Annotated in this window: 16 protein-coding genes and 1 pseudogene; 9 read left to right on the forward strand and 8 right to left on the reverse strand. The window is 43.0% G+C overall.

Annotation, left to right across the window (positions count from 1 at the left end; all coding sequences use genetic code 11):
- Positions 1 to 7: 7 nt before the first annotated feature.
- From NYE65_RS12135 to NYE65_RS12145, 3 genes are read right to left on the reverse strand one after another with little or no spacing between them, the layout of a single operon-like run.
- Entirely contained in the window at positions 8 to 1,195 is a 1,188-nt protein-coding gene (locus tag NYE65_RS12135; protein WP_340861000.1) for a class I SAM-dependent methyltransferase, read from the reverse strand.
- 33 nt (positions 1,196 to 1,228) lie between these two features.
- Complete coding sequence (locus NYE65_RS12140; RefSeq protein ID WP_340861001.1) at positions 1,229 to 2,143, reverse strand: phosphotransferase; 915 nt, start codon at positions 2,141 to 2,143, stop codon at positions 1,229 to 1,231.
- Positions 2,144 to 2,157: 14 nt separating this feature from the next.
- Positions 2,158 to 3,711, reverse strand: a complete 1,554-nt coding sequence (locus NYE65_RS12145; RefSeq protein ID WP_340861002.1) for a DEAD/DEAH box helicase — start codon at positions 3,709 to 3,711, stop codon at positions 2,158 to 2,160.
- Positions 3,712 to 4,011: 300 nt separating this feature from the next.
- On the opposite strand from NYE65_RS12145, the gene NYE65_RS12150 reads away from it, so the two are divergent.
- On the forward strand, positions 4,012 to 5,304 hold the full coding sequence (locus NYE65_RS12150) for an NCS2 family permease (protein WP_328175796.1): 1,293 nt from the start codon (positions 4,012 to 4,014) through the stop codon (positions 5,302 to 5,304).
- 95 nt (positions 5,305 to 5,399) lie between these two features.
- Here NYE65_RS12150 and NYE65_RS12155 read toward each other — a convergent pair whose 3' ends face one another.
- Together NYE65_RS12155 and NYE65_RS12160 are read right to left on the reverse strand one after the other, a co-directional pair.
- Positions 5,400 to 5,942 carry a hypothetical protein gene (locus NYE65_RS12155; RefSeq protein ID WP_057278234.1) on the reverse strand — a complete coding sequence of 181 codons (543 nt, stop codon included), beginning with the start codon at positions 5,940 to 5,942 and terminating at the stop codon, positions 5,400 to 5,402.
- Positions 5,943 to 5,950: 8 nt separating this feature from the next.
- Positions 5,951 to 7,147: a ParM/StbA family protein gene (locus NYE65_RS12160; RefSeq protein ID WP_057278235.1), complete on the reverse strand. Its 1,197-nt coding sequence runs from the start codon at positions 7,145 to 7,147 to the stop codon at positions 5,951 to 5,953.
- 372 nt (positions 7,148 to 7,519) lie between these two features.
- Here NYE65_RS12160 and NYE65_RS12165 point away from each other — a divergent pair.
- The 4 genes and pseudogenes from NYE65_RS12165 to NYE65_RS12180 all read left to right on the forward strand — a co-directional run.
- Positions 7,520 to 7,652, forward strand: a pseudogene (locus tag NYE65_RS12165) (nucleoid occlusion protein); the annotation flags it as partial.
- Positions 7,653 to 8,509: 857 nt separating this feature from the next.
- Complete coding sequence (locus NYE65_RS12170; RefSeq protein WP_340861003.1) at positions 8,510 to 10,030, forward strand: FAD-dependent oxidoreductase; 1,521 nt, start codon at positions 8,510 to 8,512, stop codon at positions 10,028 to 10,030.
- Between the two features lie 112 nt (positions 10,031 to 10,142).
- Entirely contained in the window at positions 10,143 to 10,337 is a 195-nt protein-coding gene (locus NYE65_RS12175; protein ID WP_034316239.1) for a YwbE family protein, read from the forward strand.
- A 142-nt stretch (positions 10,338 to 10,479) separates the two neighbouring features.
- Positions 10,480 to 11,139: an SIMPL domain-containing protein gene (locus tag NYE65_RS12180; protein WP_328175798.1), complete on the forward strand. Its 660-nt coding sequence runs from the start codon at positions 10,480 to 10,482 to the stop codon at positions 11,137 to 11,139.
- A 340-nt stretch (positions 11,140 to 11,479) separates the two neighbouring features.
- Here the strand turns inward: NYE65_RS12180 and purU are convergent, their stop codons facing one another.
- The gene (gene purU, locus NYE65_RS12185; protein WP_328175799.1) at positions 11,480 to 12,382 is read right to left on the reverse strand and encodes a formyltetrahydrofolate deformylase; all 903 of its coding nucleotides are present in this window, start codon (positions 12,380 to 12,382) and stop codon (positions 11,480 to 11,482) included.
- A 461-nt stretch (positions 12,383 to 12,843) separates the two neighbouring features.
- On the opposite strand from purU, the gene NYE65_RS12190 reads away from it, so the two are divergent.
- From NYE65_RS12190 to NYE65_RS12205, 4 genes are all read left to right on the forward strand, one after another.
- On the forward strand, positions 12,844 to 13,623 hold the full coding sequence (locus tag NYE65_RS12190; RefSeq protein WP_098864442.1) for a transporter substrate-binding domain-containing protein: 780 nt from the start codon (positions 12,844 to 12,846) through the stop codon (positions 13,621 to 13,623).
- Between the two features lie 26 nt (positions 13,624 to 13,649).
- The gene (locus NYE65_RS12195; protein ID WP_264639941.1) at positions 13,650 to 14,315 is read left to right on the forward strand and encodes an amino acid ABC transporter permease; all 666 of its coding nucleotides are present in this window, start codon (positions 13,650 to 13,652) and stop codon (positions 14,313 to 14,315) included.
- Between the two features lie 11 nt (positions 14,316 to 14,326).
- A complete protein-coding gene (locus NYE65_RS12200) occupies positions 14,327 to 15,067 on the forward strand; it encodes an amino acid ABC transporter ATP-binding protein (protein WP_034316039.1) in 741 nt (246 codons plus the stop codon).
- A 298-nt stretch (positions 15,068 to 15,365) separates the two neighbouring features.
- Positions 15,366 to 17,018: a glutamine--tRNA ligase/YqeY domain fusion protein gene (locus tag NYE65_RS12205; protein WP_340861004.1), complete on the forward strand. Its 1,653-nt coding sequence runs from the start codon at positions 15,366 to 15,368 to the stop codon at positions 17,016 to 17,018.
- A 49-nt stretch (positions 17,019 to 17,067) separates the two neighbouring features.
- On the opposite strand, the gene NYE65_RS12210 is transcribed toward NYE65_RS12205, so the two are convergent.
- Entirely contained in the window at positions 17,068 to 17,922 is an 855-nt protein-coding gene (locus tag NYE65_RS12210) for an STAS domain-containing protein (protein WP_328175802.1), read from the reverse strand.
- A 22-nt stretch (positions 17,923 to 17,944) separates the two neighbouring features.
- Positions 17,945 to 18,904: a peptide-methionine (R)-S-oxide reductase MsrB gene (gene msrB, locus NYE65_RS12215; protein ID WP_328175803.1), complete on the reverse strand. Its 960-nt coding sequence runs from the start codon at positions 18,902 to 18,904 to the stop codon at positions 17,945 to 17,947.
- Positions 18,905 to 19,024 lie beyond the last annotated feature (120 nt).

Below are 19,024 nucleotides of genomic sequence, written 5' to 3' on the forward strand. Positions count from 1 at the left end.
ACGCAGCTTAAACTCGTTCCGCCACCAAGGTATATGTTTTCGGAAGCCCGATATCATGGATTTTATGATTCGGTTCTTCCTCGAGCACTTTAATAACGAGCCCTGATTGACCAATTGACGTTATAAGTTCCCCGATTGTCCATTTACGCTGTACAACTCTTGAAAGGCTCCCTTTTTCCTCATCCGGCATATGCTTCGAAAAAGCGACCTCATTGTTTTCGATTGCCGGGGCGAAATAGTTGCCTGTTATTTTATGTTTTTTACCATTTGAAGTAATGAGCTTTGTTGAAATTGGATGAAATTCATGCAGTACGAATCGGCCTCCAGGTTTCAGCATCTTTTTAATTTTTTCAAATAACGGCTGCAGATCTATTAAGTAATGAAGTACACCGAGCTCCATTAAAACCAAATCCTGATTCCCTGATTCATGCCCGGATGATAGCGAAAGGACATCCGAAACGATATACTCGATGGAGACATTGGCGCCACTTGCCAGCTCATTTGCAAACATTGCGTTTTCCTTGGAAAAATCAACAACTTTCACTTCTGCTCCCAATATGGCCAGTGCAACTGCCTTCACACCGTTCGATCCCATCAAATGTGTGATTTTTTTGCCGGATACTTCCCCCATATATTTATAAAAAGGGTGAAGTCTCCATTTTGGGTTTTGTTTGATTTTTGATGCCAATTCAACGGGATTTCCATAACGATTGACAAGCGCTAAATAATTATTCTGGTTCCAGGCTTGTTCATTTTCCGCTGTGAACCCCTTCTGCTCGGCTGATAAGTAAGCATGAATCTCGGCACTGAACTTTCTCATTTCTTCTTCGTATAAATAGCTGTATAACGACCTGCACCAAACCTCCATATCCCCCATCTTTATGGATAAACGATAAGGGTCCGTTTTAATGGTCGTGTTAAACCGGCAGCGAACAGTGACAGAAATCCCCTCGACATCCATTAGAAAGAATGCAGTCTCAGGACTTCTTTCAGGCTTTGTTGGCGCGTATTCGGAAAAAAGATCCAAAGCCTCATTAAAGACATCCCATTGTACATCCATGCTGATTTTCTTATATTCATCGATATCCACTCCTTGTACGAAAAGCGCAGATCGACCTGTATATTGGTAGGGAATATTAGCTTGATCCAATATGTTCGCCATTAAAATGATTGTATGATAATAACTTGCCTTCATATGTACCTCCTAAACATCAAAAGAGCATGACAATTATTCTTCTATAGCAAATTTCAAACCGGTACTCGTAATGGCAATCAGCTCTTCATCGTGGCGATCTATGCCATAAACGAGTAATGTAACAAGCATATATATGGCTCTGAACCGTGCTAGGCTCTCTGTTTCCTTTTCGATTTCACCATAGATTTCGAAAAAAGCACTGCGCACCTCTTTTGGGAAATAACTGTATAAAAAGGAGAAATCAATGGCTGGATTCCCGATATGGACATCTCCCCAATCAATGACACCTGCGAGAACGCCTTCGTCATCAAGTAAAACATTCCGGATATGGATGTCTCCGTGAACGAGCGAAATCGGATGCTGAACATCCAATTCACCTTCACCTAAGGCTTCAACAAAATCCTTAACTGCATGCGCCTGTTCAAAGTATCCTAGCTTTATTAGATTCGAGACATTTTCCATAAGTGATTTCTTTCGATAGGGTACATCAAGCCTCATCATCCCATCAGGCTGCACACCTAAACGCATAGCCTTTTCGACAGGGAAACTGTGAAGTACCTTCAAAAAGCGGGCAAATCTTTTTGCGGATTCGACCTTATTTTCTTTTGTTCCTTCTACAGGCAAGTGTCCCTTCACCATTTTATAACCGGTAAAAGGATAAGGATACAAAGTGCTTGGTTTCCCAAAAAAGATTGGTTCAGGGATAGCAAGCGGAAAAGTTCCTGCAATAGAAGGCAAAAGCTGATTTTCCACTTGAATCAACGTAACTGCAATAGGGCGGCGGGGAAAACGGAATACAAATTGCCCATTGATTTGTATGACCGTGTTATCGAAACCCTCTCCAAGTTGCTTGATTTCTTTCAACTCAATTTCCGGAAACTGCAGCATGATCAATTTCCCTGCCAGATCCAGAGAAACTGGATATTCTGCCAACCAAGGCTTGTTCACTCCGTCTCCCCCTTTTACCGGTTTCTCCCTCTATTGGGGCTGCTGCCAGATCCACCTCTGCGATTGCTCGCGCCTTGTGTACTAGTTGATCTACGGCTGTATCTTTGACCTCCTCGTGGATTGTCACGCTTTTGTCCACGGCCGTCTTCCGAGCGGCCACCCCGCGGATTCTCTCTCCTTGGTCCGCGGCCGTTTTCCGAACGAACTCCCCGTGAATCCTCACGTATAGGCCCGCGGCTGTTTTCCATCCGGCCTCCACGTGGTTTCTCCCTCTCGACTTCACGATTGTCCGCTTGATTTACAGAACGGTGACTGCCCCGATTCGGTCCTCTCGTATCGATCCTTTCCCGATGTTTCCTTCCCCCTCCCGAACGCGGGCGGCGAGTACCCTCATCGGAAGGGTCTTCATGACGCTTCCTTTTTTGCCTCACCTCATCGGGTTGGAACATTTTCACACCTTCAATCGTCCTTCTTTCGATTTTCATGGAGATCCCTTTTTCAATATCGCTTAATAGCTGAAGATCCTTCGTTGCTATGAAGGTGACAGCCAAGCCATTCTCACCCGCACGGCCCGTCCGCCCGATTCGGTGGATGTAACTTTCTGCATCCTCGGGAACATCGTAATTAAACACATGGGTCACGCCTTCTACATCAAGCCCTCGTGCAGCAACATCCGTCGCCACTAAATATTGAAGCTTTGCGTCTCTGAAGTTTTTCATGACACGTTCCCGCTTTGCCTGTGAAAGGTCACCATGAAGTTCTTCAGAATTGAATCCAGCTGCCTTCAGGGCATCATTCAATACCGAAACGCGACGTTTTGTACGGCAAAATATGATTGCAAGGTATGGCTGTTCTTCTTTGATCATGTTGATTAATGAAGATTGTTTGGCACGATCGGTCGTCTCGATGACAAGCTGCCTGATTTTCTCGACCGTTACTTGCTCAGCCTTCACAGCGGCAGTTAATGGTTTAGTCATATAGCGTTTAGCCAGTTGATGAACCTGTTCTGGCATCGTCGCTGAAAAGAGCAGCGTTTGGCGTTCCTCTGGAAGCTGTTCCATGATCTCTTCCACTTCTGGTAAAAACCCAATATGAAGCATTTGATCAGCTTCATCTAGCACAAGCGTTCCAGTTTGTGAGAGATCGATGGTGCCTCTTCTTAAATGATCTAATAACCTGCCGGGCGTGGCGACCACCACGGAGATGTTTCTTGTCAGCTTTTTCATTTGCTGCTCGACATCCTGTCCACCATAAACTGCAAGCACTTGAAGTCCTTCGATTTCATCAGCGAATTTTTTCAATTCAGCAGTGATTTGCAAAGCCAGTTCCCTTGTTGGCGTGACGATCAGTGATTGTATGTGGGATGCGGCGGGATCGACTTTTTCCAGGGTTGGCAGCAAAAAGGCCAAAGTCTTCCCCGTTCCTGTCTGCGCCTTCGCGATGACATCCCTTCCAGCAAGGATATCGGGTATCGATTTCTCCTGAATCGGGGTAGGGGCGGATATTCCTATTTGCTTTAATATGTTGTTAATCGCCGGGCTGACGCCAAGGTCGATGAATTCTGTCATGTATGGGCCTACTTTCTGAATTTCTTCATTTAATTTACTGATAAATCCACTTAAATGGTAACAGCTTCCTTCATTTCAAGTCATTATCCTTAGTCTAAGCTATTTGTTAGTATATCATTATCTATTTTCGAGAAAACCTGTACCTTAAAATTTTTCATCCTATTGTACTTTAGTTATTTTTCTAATATAATTTATAAGATTTATTATCCATCTATAGAGCTACTTACTTGAAATAGGGTAAGCATCTCCTCCTTGTAGATTTTTGCAAGGATTTTTTGTATATAAAAAAGGAGTGACCGCATGTTTAAATTAAAAGAACGGAATTCAAATATTAAAACGGAAGTACTTGCGGGGCTTACAACCTTTTTAACACTGGCTTATATCATCGTTGTAAACCCCATGATCCTTTCTGATGCGGGTGTTCCCTTCGACCAAGCATTCACAGCAACCATACTCGCAATAATAGTCGGTACACTATGCATGGCCCTTTTAGCCAATTACCCTATTGTCATAGCCCCGGCAATGGGATTGAATGCTTATTTTGCATACTCGGTATTGGGAACCCATGATATCTCATACACAGTTGCCTTCTCTGCAGTCTTTGTTACCGGTATCATCTTTATCCTTTTATCCCTAACCTCCTTCCGCTCAAAATTGATCGAGGCCATCCCTAATAACTTAAAGCATGCAATCAGTGCCGGAATCGGGCTCTTCATTACCTTCATCGGACTTCGTTTGTCAGGTGTCGTCACACAGCATGAATCCAACCTGGTTACCCTTGGAAGCTTCAGGGATCCCAGTGTGGCACTCACATTGGTTGGTTTGGTCATAACGATCGTGCTGATCGTTCGCAATGTGCAGGGAGCGATATTCATCGGAATGATCGTGACTGCCATCATCGCTTTCTTTACAGGCCAATTGGAAATTAACGGCCTGGTTTCCACCCCTTCGTTACCTGAAGGGATAATAGTCGCCAATCCAATCACATCTATCGCCGATGTGATTAACTATGGGCTTTATGGCGTCGTCTTCTCTATTTTGCTTGTCATGCTTTTCGATACGACCGGTGCTTTATTGGGCATTGTCCGTCAAGCTGGATTGCTAAAGGAGAACAAGCTTGAAAAATCAGGCAGTGCCTTCTTTGCAGATTCGATCGGCACTACTGTCGGCGCCATGTTCGGCACAAGCCCGACCGCTGCCTCGGTTGAATCATCAGCTGGTGTAGGAGCGGGCGGCAAGACAGGTTTAACCGCGTTGGTGGTGGCCATCCTATTCTTAATAACCGCCTTTTTCAGCCCGCTGATAGGAGCTGTCTCAAATGTAGCGGCAATCACGGCACCTAGCTTGATCATCGTCGGAAGCATGATGATTAAAAGCATTAATGAAATTGACTGGACACACTTTGATGAATCATTTCCAGCCTTTTTGGTCATTGTCGCCATGCCTTTAACATCAAGCATCGCCAACGGGATAGCACTCGGATTCATCGCCTACCCCATTTTAAAAATGGCAAGAGGCAATTTCCGTGAAGTGCATCCGTTCGTGTACATGTTTGCCGTTTTATTCCTTTACCAACTGATTTTCCTGGCTTGATCATCTTAAGAGGAATCCTTGGGGTTCCTCTTTTTTTGGCCCCTGCAAAGAAAAAGGAGGATATCCAACTTGTCGTCAGATATCCTCCTACATATTCACTGGTTCATTTGATCAAGAAAATCACCCAGGAGATCGTCAAGATTTTCCTCTTCAGGTTCTGTTTCTTCCTCTTGTTGTGAGGGTTCATTCAAATTCCAATCAAAGTCATCCAAATCTTTCTTAGGCAGGTCCTCCTGGACCTCCACGGGTTCCTTTTCCTCGGGCTCGGCCTGCACATACAATTCCTCACTCAATACATTATTATTCAAAGAGGCAAGCAAGGCCGTAGCGCGTAAAGGATCGGATAAAAGGTGGTACATAATCGTTCCAAGCATAGCTTCTGAGTGGGAATGCTTGAGCCAATCACGCTGAGATTTGCTTAGCTTGTTCGGCATCGGCAGGGCAATCATTTCCCGATCCTGATGGGTGGATTGCCCGACTCCATCGAGAACATACTCAGCAATTTTACTGGAAAAATTCCTTCTTTCCGTTTCCTTCAATTTCTGCAGCTGTCTTAACGTATAGTCTGAGACATCCGAAGGGATACGAAAAGTGATGGCTTGTCCTCTTTTAATTTCAGAAGAAGCTGTTTTTTTCATTCTCTCACCTATTTAATGGAACCCGTTCTTTGTTCTTTCTTCTTTTGCTGGGACTGATTCTGTTCCTTTGCATTCCGGCGGCGATTAAAATCCGAAATCAATTTATAATAAGCGTTTGCCATCATCCAAACGCTTTCCCGCTCATCTTCGAAAAAGTCTATATTGTAGCCATCGAAGTTTTGATTCAAGGTTTTCAAGTAATCTTTCAAGACAATCGATCCCCCGCCTACAAAATAGCAGATTTCCGTTTGTGAGTTTTTTTGCCACACGTTGCGCAGGTGGCGATATTGCTTTTTGGCCAGTTCTCCCAAAATACGGTCAACGATATCATGAACGCTTGTCCGGCTTCCGCGAACCATAATATGATTGCGATCATTTTTCTTCGTGATGATTTCAACGACGTCGCGCCTGCTATCCAACTCGACACCATGTTTCTTCCTGATTTCTTCACGAATCGATTCAAGGGCTTCAGCTACCCCCAAATTGAATCCTTGCGCTTTGTCATCGTCAACTTTACGATTTTTAATGACAGCGATATCCGTCGATAATCCACCGATATCCTGAATCAGTATTCTTCTATCTATTAATTCACGATTAATGATATTCAAATCTTTATCCATGACCAAATTTATGTATGCTGCAAAACCCTCTGGATAGACTTTCACTTCATCAAATTTGATATTAACCTTCATGCCTTGGTATTTAGGAGTAATTAAAAATTCCACCTGGTGGACTGAACCAAGTAATTTCGAGCGGTACCCGACATCTTTCCCTTCTTTAACCTCCCGAAGTGGCAACCCTGTTCCAAGAGTATAGTTGGCTTCCACAACGTTATTCACTTTTTTGAATGTATCGTTGTCCCCCAACTTGGCAGCGTCTAATGCAAGAGCCGCAAAAAGCATGACTAATGTTTGATCTTCTTCCGATTTACTGCTTCCTAAATCCAATTCGGTAGGATTATCACTTTTTGTCGCCAAGTTCCCAACGCGATAAATCGCATTATTGTCTTGCAGAGCCGGTGAATGGACCCTGATATGAATCCCTTCCAATGGGTTTTTTTCATCAAGTTCCTCAATCCCAATGACCGGACGGTCCTCTATGTCTTTTGCAATGACATTCGGTATATATAGTTCAGACTCTAGCTTTCCAAAAATAGCCTTGATAGCATCATTTCCTACGTCTACTGCTGCGATTCTAGAACTCATCTAAAAACATCCCCTTTTTCATGGAAAAAATTTAAGTGAAGCATTCCCTTTAAGAATAGGAAAAGTTTTCACGTTAGTCAATCCTTCATTAGTTGTAGCTATATTTGTCGAATTGTTTTCAAATTGTTTACAATAGGAACAAATATGTACACACCATATAAATAGCTATGTGTACTTGATTGTAAACATGTATACATTTTTGTTTGCAATGTATCTATTTTCGTTTACATGTATACTCATTTGTAAACAAACCGAATAATGTATTTTTTTTAAATATTTCTTCTTACAAAAATCAGCGGATAAATAGCTGATTTTAAATACGGTAATACTTGGACGATTCACTAATGAACTGTAAAGAGGTATTCAAATGGCTTAACGCAAGAAGCTCTGTCACAAAGACTGGGAATAGGTCAATCTACCGTGGCGAATAAGCTTCGGCTGCTTAAGCTGCCCCAGGAGGTTCAGGATGCACTTTCTTCAAAAGCAAATTACGGAACGCCATGCCCTCTCGAAGACGTAAGTGGTTATATCTGTATTTAGAAAATGAAGGGGAATTTAACGCACTGCGACAATCGTGTTCCCGAATTTGGGAAGAACTATGCAGCTCCAATAGTTTTCCATAAGCCAAAGCTTCTTCAATCGGTGTCAGTCCTTCGGCGGAATTACAGGGAACAAGGTATTAAAGTTACACTGATAGATGCTGGTGAAATCCTTAACGGAACAACGGGACACACCACAGCATGACTGGTTTACGACTTTTTTGTTCACTAAAACATGGTGAAGAGAAAGCCAACTATATTATGTAGCCAATGCAGAAAGAATGGGCTTATGTAGAAAAAACATTGCATTGGTAATTTGACTGCAATGGATATTCACGCAAATACTGATAGATATAAATGTAAAATCCCAAAAGAACCAAAAGCCTATCGAAACTAGCCATTCGCGGGGATTATGCAGAAAAAATCCCTTTCTCCTTTCCTTTAATTCTTCCATATTCAAGCACAGTTTCACCCCTTTAAAGTATTTAACGGCCCTCCTCTCCACGATTTTGGAAGTTGAAAAAGTTTCCACTATAGTCATTCCTTCATAAGTTGTAGCTATATTTGTCGAATTGTTTTCAAATTGTTTACAATAGGAACAAATATGTATACACCATATATATAGCCATGTGTACTCATTTGTAAACATGTATACATATTTGTGTACAAAGTATCTATTTTTGTTTACATGTATACATAATTGTAAACGAACCAAATAATGTATTTTTTAGTCTTTCTTCTTAGAAAAATTAGCGTATAAATAGCGGATTTGGGTATGGTAATAAATGGACGATTCACTAATGAACTGTATGGAGGTATTCAAATGACTGAAAAAAATACAGACCTTCCCCGATTTCCGGAACCTTATTGGCGCAGTGCGTTAACATTCCCTTCTTTTTCTAAACTAGATACAGATCTAACCACTGACGTCTTAATAGTAGGCGGCGGAATTACCGGAATCACATCTGCTTACCTACTTGCCAAACAAGGTGTAAAAGTCACACTGATTGAAGCAGGCCAAATCCTTACCGGAACGACAGGACACACTACAGCAAAAATCACGGCCCAGCATGGCCTGATTTACGACCAGTTGATCACTGACCATGGCGAAGAGAATGCCAAGCTTTATTATGAAGCCAATACAGATGGAATGAAGCTGATTAAAGACTTGGTAGAAGAACATTCCATTGAATGTAATTTGTCTGCACAGGATGCCTATGTGTACGCAAATACGGACGAATATATAAGCAAAATCCAAAAAGAACTGAGAGCTTATCAAAAACTTGGCATTCGGGGGGATTATGCGGAGAATATCCCTTTCTCCATTCCATGTAAAGCTGCTGTGATAATGAAAGATCAAGCACAGTTTCACCCATTAAAATATTTAACGGCCCTCATTTCGACAATTCTCGATGCAGGAGGCACCATTTATGAACGGACAACGGCAATGAAAATTGAAGATGGCGATCCACCAACCGTTCTGACTGATACGGGACATTCCATCAAAAGCAATCAGGTAATCGTGGCCTCCCACTTCCCTTTCAATGATGAAAAGGGCTTATACTTTGCCCGTGTTCATGTAAGTAGGTCCTATGTGCTTGGCATCAGGACTGAACAGGAGTATCCAGGCGGGATGTATTACAGTGCAGACAGCCCTAGCCGCTCCCTTCGCTATACGGAATTGGACAATGGGGAAAAACTTATACTTGTTGGCGGAGATGGCCATAAAACAGGCCAGGGAATATCGACGATCGAGCATTATGAAGCACTGAAGGACTTCAGTGCCCAGTATTTCGATGTGAAAGACATTCCCTACCGCTGGTCGGCACAGGATATCGTGACACCGGATAATATCCCCTTCGTCGGTCCAGTGACAGCCAACCAACAAAACGTCCTGATAGCTACCGGCTATGCGAAATGGGGAATGACGAATGGATCGATTGCCGCCAGGATCTTAACTGACCGGATTTTGCAAAAAGATAACCGGTATGCGGAATTGTATGATCCTGCCCGTTTAAAAGGCGTGAAGAATATTCTTCAAGATAATGCTGATGTGGCGAAGCATCTCATCAAAGGCAAATTGGCTGTCAATCATAAAACGCCGGAAGACATAGGAATTGATGAAGGAGCAATCGTGAAGGTGGATGGAGACAAAGCTGGGTGTTACCGTGACCATGATGGCCAGCTTCATATTGTTGATTCCACATGTACACACATGGGGTGTGAAGTTGCCTGGAATAGCGGCGACCGTACTTGGGATTGCCCATGCCATGGCTCCCGCTACTCCATCGCTGGTGAAGTGTTAAATGGCCCTGCTGTCGAACCATTGAAGAAAATTCGCTGACTGCCAATTTGTGATTTTATCTAATAGTCGACTGGGCCCGCCGTTTTCCTTATACTGAAGTTACTGCATGGTTGAATGGCTGCAAATAACTCTGAAAAGGAATGAATCGAACATGAACGGTAAAAACCGGAAAGATATTACCCCAGGTGCCTCTGTGGACATTGTACTTAAAGCAGATCAACGCACCGGAAAACTGACAAGTGGCACTGTAAAGGATATTTTAACCAACTCCAGCACCCACCCTCATGGAATTAAAGTAAGATTGACTGATGGCCAGGTAGGCAGGGTTCAAGTCATTCATAAGTAATGTGCACTCGGTCCAGGCCGAGTGTTTTTTTTTGTGTGATGTTCGATGAATTAATGACAAAGGGGGATATTTTCATCATGTTTCCCATTCATAATTCGTACAATAGGGGTGAGATTATCTCTATAAAAAGGCTGGTGTCAAAATGAATCAAGAATACAATGCCCCCTTTAGGGATCATTACCGCACCGATGAACATATATTGAAAGTTTCCGGCTCAGAGACGCTATCTGCTGCTCCGGATCAAGCCACGATCACCCTTGGAGTCATAACGGAGGATGAGGAACCGCAAAAGGCCCAGCAAGCCAATTCCCAAGCAATCGCAAATGTCATCGCATCACTTAAATCCGCAGGCATTCCCGAAGAGCAATTGAAAACGAGCGATTACAGAATCGATCCACAATATGATTATATTGACGGAAAAGAATTGTTCAAGAACTACAAAGTCCAGCACATCATACAAGCCCAAACGACCGACATCGAAAAAATAGGCAGCATAATCGACACGGCCGTCAGAAGCGGTGCCAATTCAATCACCAGCATCCGCTTCTCTTTATCCAATCCAGATGCATACTATAACCAGGCACTTTCTCTCGCTTTAAAAAATGCATACGAAAAAGCTCTTTCCATGGCTCGAACGCTAGGAATCTCATTGAACCCAGTCCCTAATAGGGTTGAAGAACTATCTGAAACGGCAACTCCAATGCTTTTTCAAACAAGTACTCTTTCAAAAATGGCGACTACCCCGATTCAGCCTGGTGAATTGAACATAACTGCCTCAGTAAGGGTGGAATACTCGTACTAGCACTCACTTAATTCCATCCTAAAAAACCCCCTTAACCTAAAGGGGGATTCAGACTGTAGACAAATTAGAGAAGAACTAATTTACTTTCAATTCGTTTAAAAAGGTTCCAGGTGATTTCAGAAATCCGCTCCCTTTCCGCCGACTGTCTGCCAAGACTCCTCGCCGGCAAGCGTTCCCGGGGTCTCAGCTAGCCAGTATTCGGCAGGAGTGTCGCAAATTTCTTCAATCTAGTAAGCAGTTAAAAAACATGCAGGATAATTCAGTATTCCACTAAAATCATGGTTCTAGGATGGGCGCAAACGGAATCCCCCCTTGGCAACCCAAAGGGGGGTTTTTCATTTTAAAAGACTACCGTTTTATTTTCATGAACAATGACGCGGTCCTCCAAATGCCATTTAACGGCACGTGCCAGCACCCGGCGTTCAGCAGAACGACCGATTTTCTTCATATCCCCGGCAGAATCACGATGGTCCACACGTTCGATATCCTGCTCGATGATTGGACCTTCATCCAAATCATTCGTCACATAATGGGAAGTCGCCCCAATCAGCTTAACACCTCTGTCATAAGCTCGTTCATAAGGCCGTGCTCCAATGAAGGCAGGTAAAAATGAATGATGGATATTGATGATCCTGTTCGGATGGGCCGCTACGAAGTCCGGCGTCAATATCTGCATATACCTGGCCAATACAATAAGTTCCACTTTGAATTCTTCCAAAAGTCCAAGCTGTTTAGTCTCCACTTCCTTACGTATATCCTTATTGGCAGGAATGTAATAAAACGGGATGCCCATCGATTCGACAATTTCCCTCGTATCTTCATGATTGCTGATGACCAGTGCAATGTCAGCCAATAAATCCCCGCTTTGCCACTCCCATAGCAATTCCAGAAGGCAATGGGGTTCCTTCGAAACGAAGATTGCCGTCCTCTTCAGATCACTCACATGATTAAATGTCCATTGCATCGAGAATGCTGTCGAAACTTCCTGGAATGCCAGTTGCATATCCGCTGCCTTGTCATTCAATCCTGGACAATCGAACTCGATCCTGGTGAAAAAGGTACCGCCCTCAGGATTCATCGAATACTGACTCAATTCAACAATATTTGCATCATATTCTTTAAGAAAAGCCGTAACTGTCGAAACAATTCCCGGCTGGTCCGGACATTTTATAATTAAACGGCCTCTATCTTGATTTCTTTCGCGATATTCCTGTAACTGCTCTTGCACAAAGTTGCTAACCATTTTCCCAACTGCCCTTCTTCTATTTTGCTATATTATACTTCAATTCATGTCTGAAATTAAAGTCAGTCAATCAAATCGGGACTTTGTTGGCAGACAAAATCAACATTGCCTAAAATACTCCACAGTTTTATCCCATCCCATTCATTAGATACGGTTATCATCAGTTTTTCGCTTTCGATAGATACATCATCAGCCTGAATTGTTTCAAAATTTCTTCTCCTATCAAGTAATTTTTGTCACTTTTTCAGGAAATTACATGTAATTTGGAAGGAAATGAAGGCAAAGGCCGAGAACCTTTATGAAATGCATAGTGAAGGGGGATTCTTGGATGAAATGTCGGTATGTGCTGGACAGCCTTTTTGGTTTCAGTTTTATTTTCCATAGTTAATAAGGTTATTCATTGCCTCATAAGGGTATAGACCATTCTATTAGTTTTTTTCAAAGGGGGAAATGAAATTATCATGAAATCATCCGTTACATTCATTGTATCCATTCTGGCTGTCCTTGGTCTTCTGTCCGGCTGTGCCGAAAAGGACCAGCTGGAGGACGGGAGTAAGCTAATCAATGAGGACCAGTTTGTTTTTGCTGCCTCAGGTGAATTCAAGCCATTCAGTTATGTCAATGATGACATGACCGTAACCGGATTCGATATTGAAGTTGGCGATGCAATTGCAAAGGAACTCGACCTAGAACCTGTGCCTAAACGGATAAAGTTCAAAGGTATCGTGGAAGGTGTTAAAACCGGTCGGGCAGATGCCGCGGTTGCCAGCCATACAATCAATGAAGAACGAAGTAAACATGTTGCCTTCTCGACCCCTTATTACTACTCAGGTCCTCAAATTTTCGTTCGCCCGGATAGTGATATTAAAACGGTTGAAGATTTAAAGGGTAAGGAAGTTGCGGCTTCTAAAGGCTCCACGTACGCAACGACAGCAGAAAAATATACAAACAATGTAAAAACCTATGACAGTGATATCACCGCCCTGAAGGCATTGAGCGGAGGACGTCATGATGCCGTCATCACCGACTTCGTAACCGGCAAGGAAGCAACCAAGGAAGGTTTCGACATCGAAGGAAGGCAATTGATCGAACGAAGCGAACAGGCCATCGTACTGCCTGACGACAACCCTCAGCTGCTTGCACGCATCAACGAAGCTCTTGAAAATCTCCGTGAAGATGGAACGCTTGCTGAAATCAGCAAAAAGTATTTTGGTGAAGACATCACAACTAAGCCTGAATAAAGATTGATAGAAAGGGAGTCATTACATTGCCAAGTTTTTCACATTTTTTTGATACATTATTTAGCTCCTCGGACGTATTCATCCGGGCCATGCTCCTCACATTGGAACTGACGGTAGTCTCCATATTGGTGGGTATCTTGATCGGTTTGCTATTTGCCCTATTAAAAATATCCAATATAAAAATTCTTGCATGGATTTCAGATACATATGTATTCCTGGTACGGGGAACGCCTTTAATCGTACAGATATTCATACTCTATTTCGGTATCAGCAATCTCTTCTTACTGCCGGACTTCTGGGCGGCGTCACTTGCCCTGGCTTTCCATAATGGAGCTTATATTTCAGAGATTTTACGTGGTACGATTCAATCCATCGACAAAGGCCAAATGGAGGCCGGCCGCTCCCTTGGCATGAGCAATTCGCTCACCTTAAGGAGAATCATCTTGCCTCAAGCCTTCCGCCGCGCATTGCCGCCGCTTGGCAACCAATTCATCATCGGACTGAAGGATTCATCACTGGCAGCCTTCATATCCATGAATGAGCTGTTTAATGTAGCCACTACGTTGGGCTCGAATAATTTCGATGAAATGACTTATTTATTGATTGTAGCGGTCTACTACTTGATTCTAGTGGCTTTCCTGACCATTATCGTCAATTTATTCGAAAAGAAACTGTCCATCAGTGATCGATAGGGGGAATTGAAATGGAACAAAAAGAAATGATTCGCATTAGGAATTTAAATAAATCGTATGGAAACCTGCATGTACTTAAAGATATCGATATGAAGGTACTCGACAGCGATGTTGTCTGTCTGATCGGACCAAGCGGTTCCGGAAAAAGCACCCTGCTCCGCTGTTTGAATTATTTAGAGAAGAAAGACAGCGGCCAAATCCTCATTGAAGGAACGGAAATCAATCCTGGTACCCATGATATTAATAAAATCCGCGAGAAAGTCGGAATGGTATTTCAGCATTTCTACCTCTTCCCGCATATGACCGTACTGGAAAATGTCATCGAAGCACCGACACACGTCAAAAAAGTCCCTAAGGCCCAAGCGATTGAAGAAGCAAAGACATTGCTTGCCAAAGTGGGTTTATCAGATAAAGCGGATGTCTATCCAAGCAAGCTCTCAGGCGGGCAGAAACAGCGTGTTGCCATCGCCCGCGCCCTTGCCATGAAACCTGATATCCTGCTCTTTGATGAGCCTACCTCGGCTCTGGATCCCGAACTTGTGGGTGAAGTTCTTGCCACGATGAAGGAACTTGCCTTGGAAGGGATGACAATGGTAGTCGTTACACATGAAATGAGCTTTGCACGTGAGGTCGGGGATTGGATTGTCTTCATGCATAATGGGAGGGTTGTCGAAAGCGGACCGCCAAAAGAATTCTTCACCAATCCAAAAGAAGAACGTACAAAAGAATTTTTGCAAACGACAGTCTTTTGATTTTAATTCTAAAATCTGACTGCTAGCGAGTTTATAAGCAATACAGGCATGAATTCCTGTATTGCTTTTTTAGATGAAAAGGGGCTAATTTGTTTCTTTAATGTCCAGTTAGGTCGTTCCCTAAATTACATGATCAAAGTTTCAGGGATATTTCCGCTCGGATTGTACAAACTAAATACTTGATGAATTGTTTCAGATAAACCGTGATTCCGGCTCGAACATGGAAAAATATCTGTATTTATGGTATATATACAGGTAAAATTAAAAGAAGTATATAAATGAAAGAGGTCGAATTCAGTTGGAAAATAACTCTTCGAATTTTATTAAAAATATTATAAAAGATGACCTAGAGTCCGGAAAACATGATCATGTCATCACCCGCTTCCCTCCTGAGCCGAACGGATATTTACATATCGGGCATGCCAAATCAATCATTTTGAATTTTGGGGTGGCTGATGATTTCAATGGGAAAACCAACCTTCGTTTCGATGATACGAATCCATTGAAAGAGGATATTGAGTTTGTAAACTCCATCAAGGAAGATGTAAAATGGCTCGGTTACGACTGGGATAACCTTTTCTTCGCTTCCGACTATTTTGATGAAATGTATAAAAGAGCTGTGCTGCTCATCAATAAAGGACTGGCATATGTGGACGACCTTAATGCCGACCAAATCCGTGAATATCGCGGAACGCTGACAGAGCCGGGAAAAGACAGCCCCCACCGCAATAGAACCGTCGAGGAAAACCTTGAACTATTTGAAAAGATGCGCAGCGGCGAATTCGAAAACGGCGCAAAAGTATTGCGTGCAAAAATCGATATGAGCTCACCTAACATTAATTTGCGTGATCCCGTCATATACCGTATCTCCCATACTGAACACCATAATACCGGCAACAAATGGTGCATCTACCCAATGTATGCCTTTGCCCACCCGATTGAAGATGCCATCGAGGGAGTCACACACTCCATTTGTACGCTTGAGTTCGAAGATCAACGCCCTCTTTATGACTGGATCGTTGAGAATTGTGAAATGGAAAGCAAACCAAAGCAATATGAATTTGGCCGTCTTAACCTGACCAACACAGTAATGAGCAAGCGAAAACTGAAGCAGCTTGTCGATGAGGGCTTCGTGGACGGTTGGGACGATCCGCGGATGCCTACTGTTTCAGGCTTACGGAGACGCGGGTATACACCCGAAGCGATTCGTGCATTCTGCCAAGAGATAGGTGTCGCCAAAACAAGCGGTATCGTAGATTCTCAAATGCTTGATCATTTCGTGCGGGAAGACTTAAAGCTGAAGGCTCCACGGACTATGGCCATCCTGAACCCGCTTAAAGTGGTCATCACCAACTATCCAGAAGGCGAGATAGAGTGGCTGGATGCTGAGATCAATCCGGAAGTACCGGAAATGGGTACACGCCAAATCCCGTTTTCACGTGAAATATATATCGAACAGGACGATTTCATGGAAAACCCGCCGAAAAAGTATTTCCGACTTTTCCCGGGCAATGAAGTCCGTTTGAAGCATGCTTATTTCATTAAATGTGAAGAAGTGATTAAGGACGAAGCCGGTAACGTCATTGAACTTCGCTGCACATACGATATTGAAACGAAAAGCGGATCGGGCTTCACTGGCCGTAAAGTGAAAGGTACATTGCACTGGGTCGAAGCTTCACAAGCGGTTACAGCAGAATTCCGCAACTTTCAGCCTTTAATCTTGGATAAGGAAAATGATGAAGAGGAAGAAAAATCATTCCTGGACCGGGTAAACCCTGATTCTATCGAAATTTTACAAGGATTTGTCGAGCCTAACATGAAAGATGCTAAGCCTCAGGATAAGTTCCAATTCTTCAGGCATGGCTATTATAATGTTGATTCAAAACTCACTGCGGCCGATCACTTGGTCTTCAACCAAATCGTCGGGTTGAAAAGTTCATTCAAGTTATAGAATCACGAAAAAGAACCAGATTCCTAACGGATCTGGTTCTTTTCATTTATCATTTTTTCTCGTATAGCTTGATCCCTTGTTTGGAAAGGGCTTGTTTAAGAGTACTATGTGTCGAAACCTGACTAAAATCAAGGCCTAACTGAATCGATGTCTGGGCCACTTCAGGTCGAATCCCGGAAATGGTCGATTGAATGCCTAACAGGTTCAGGGTACTTATCAATTGAAAGATTTGTTGGGCAACCATCGTATCCAAAAGGGAGACTCCCGATAAATCGATGAATAAGTGGGTGATATTTTTGCTAATGCATTTGCTTGGAGTCCCATTCAAAATTTCCTTAGCCCGATAGGTATCGATTTCACCGATTAACGGCAATACCGCAATGGCATCAACAATGGGAATGACAGGTGCGCCCAGTTCATTAATCAGCGCCTGTTGAGCCGACAAACGTTCTTTTGTCAAAAGGTAATACTGCTCGGTGAACTCACGGTTCAATTGATCGAAGGCACGATTAATAAGCCGGCTCCACCGGATGATTATTTCTTTCGTTATCTTCGTATCCATGAGCATATAATCAGTGATGAATGCCCAATATGTTTCACGTACCTTATTAAGCGCTTCCAACACTTCGTAAATGGGGGTGTCCGATTCAACCCTGCTCTTCGCGACAAGTGTGGCCCACTGCTCCATCGTTTCCATAAAAGCAGTTTCATCTTCAAGTAAAGCACTTGTCACTGTCTTGATGGTCCATGTATTCTGTTCCCTAAGCAGCTTTTCGATTTCCTCATTAGAATCTATTGAATAGATCGACCCAGACTGCTTTTCCCTTAAAGCCAGCCAGTTTTCCGTAATCTTAGACGAGTTATCAAGGATATATCGATATAAATTTTTATCTATTTTATCCATTTGTGTTCCCCTATCTCCCTAGTTATTTCATTTTGAATAGTATTAATAAATCTCCATATCCCGCTTTCTCCATTTCATTTCTGGGGATGAATCGAAGGGCCGCAGAGTTTATGCAATATCTCGTGCCTTTAGGACTTGGACCATCGGGAAAAACATGTCCAAGGTGTGAATCGGCATCCCTGCTGCGCACCTCGGTCCGGGTCATTCGGTGGCTGAGATCCATTTTTTCATTGACACTTGCCGACATGATGGGCTTCGTGAAGCTTGGCCACCCACAACCGCTATCATATTTATCCCGCGAACTGAATAGGGGCTCCCCAGAAACGACATCCACATAAATGCCTTCTTCAAAGTGATCCCAATAAGCATTATCGAAAGGCGGCTCCGTGCCATTTTCCTGGGTGACATGAAACTGACTCTCCGTTAAGGTCTTTCTAAGGTGTGCATTATCCTTAGGCCAATTTTCTTTAATGAAAGCATCCCGTCCTGAGCCTTTACGGTACAATGCATAGCGAAATTGGTTTTTTCGATAGAATTCTTGATGATATTCCTCAGCGGCGTAAAATTCCCCCGAGGGTAGAATACCCGTAACAATAGGTTTCTTAAACCGCCCGCTCATCATTAAATCTTCCCTCGATTGTTCTGCCTCCCGTTTCTGACGTTCATTAAGATAGAAAATGGCTGCCTTGTATTGCTTTCCCCTATCCGAGAACTGTCCATTATCATCTGTTGGATCGATTTGCTGCCAGAATATCTCTAATAACGTTTTATAGGAAATGATTGATGGATCGAATACCACTTGAACCGCTTCAACATGATCAGTCGCACCGGTAATCACTTGTTTATAACTTGGAGCGACAAAATCACCGCCTGTATAACCTGATGTCACTGAAATGATACCGTCCATTTCATCAAAGGGAGCAACCATGCACCAAAAGCAGCCTCCTGCAAAGATAGCTGTTTCTTTTCCATCCATCGTCATCCTAAAACTCCCCTTTCACTCCTGTCATTTTATGTATTATATATCAGCAAGCCAAGCACCTTCAAATTCAAAAACTCTACCTTGCTTAACAAATATAAAAGAGGCACTTAGGAGTAAACC

Source organism: Peribacillus sp. FSL R5-0717, assembly GCF_038002945.1.
Lineage (GTDB): Bacteria > Bacillota > Bacilli > Bacillales > DSM-1321 > Peribacillus > Peribacillus frigoritolerans.

What these genes read in the sequence shown, in the direction of transcription:
- NYE65_RS12135 (WP_340861000.1), bottom strand. Translation starts at nt 1,195, where the DNA reads ATGAAGGCAAGTTATTATCATACAATCATTTTAATGGCGAACATATTG.
- NYE65_RS12145 (WP_340861002.1), bottom strand. Translation starts at nt 3,711, where the DNA reads ATGACAGAATTCATCGACCTTGGCGTCAGCCCGGCGATTAACAACATA.
- NYE65_RS12150 (WP_328175796.1), top strand. Translation starts at nt 4,012, where the DNA reads ATGTTTAAATTAAAAGAACGGAATTCAAATATTAAAACGGAAGTACTT.
- NYE65_RS12155 (WP_057278234.1), bottom strand. Translation starts at nt 5,942, where the DNA reads ATGAAAAAAACAGCTTCTTCTGAAATTAAAAGAGGACAAGCCATCACT.
- NYE65_RS12160 (WP_057278235.1), bottom strand. Translation starts at nt 7,147, where the DNA reads ATGAGTTCTAGAATCGCAGCAGTAGACGTAGGAAATGATGCTATCAAG.
- NYE65_RS12170 (WP_340861003.1), top strand. Translation starts at nt 8,510, where the DNA reads ATGACTGAAAAAAATACAGACCTTCCCCGATTTCCGGAACCTTATTGG.
- NYE65_RS12175 (WP_034316239.1), top strand. Translation starts at nt 10,143, where the DNA reads ATGAACGGTAAAAACCGGAAAGATATTACCCCAGGTGCCTCTGTGGAC.
- NYE65_RS12180 (WP_328175798.1), top strand. Translation starts at nt 10,480, where the DNA reads ATGAATCAAGAATACAATGCCCCCTTTAGGGATCATTACCGCACCGAT.
- purU (WP_328175799.1), bottom strand. Translation starts at nt 12,382, where the DNA reads ATGGTTAGCAACTTTGTGCAAGAGCAGTTACAGGAATATCGCGAAAGA.
- NYE65_RS12190 (WP_098864442.1), top strand. Translation starts at nt 12,844, where the DNA reads ATGAAATCATCCGTTACATTCATTGTATCCATTCTGGCTGTCCTTGGT.
- NYE65_RS12200 (WP_034316039.1), top strand. Translation starts at nt 14,327, where the DNA reads ATGGAACAAAAAGAAATGATTCGCATTAGGAATTTAAATAAATCGTAT.
- NYE65_RS12210 (WP_328175802.1), bottom strand. Translation starts at nt 17,922, where the DNA reads ATGGATAAAATAGATAAAAATTTATATCGATATATCCTTGATAACTCG.
- msrB (WP_328175803.1), bottom strand. Translation starts at nt 18,904, where the DNA reads ATGACGATGGATGGAAAAGAAACAGCTATCTTTGCAGGAGGCTGCTTT.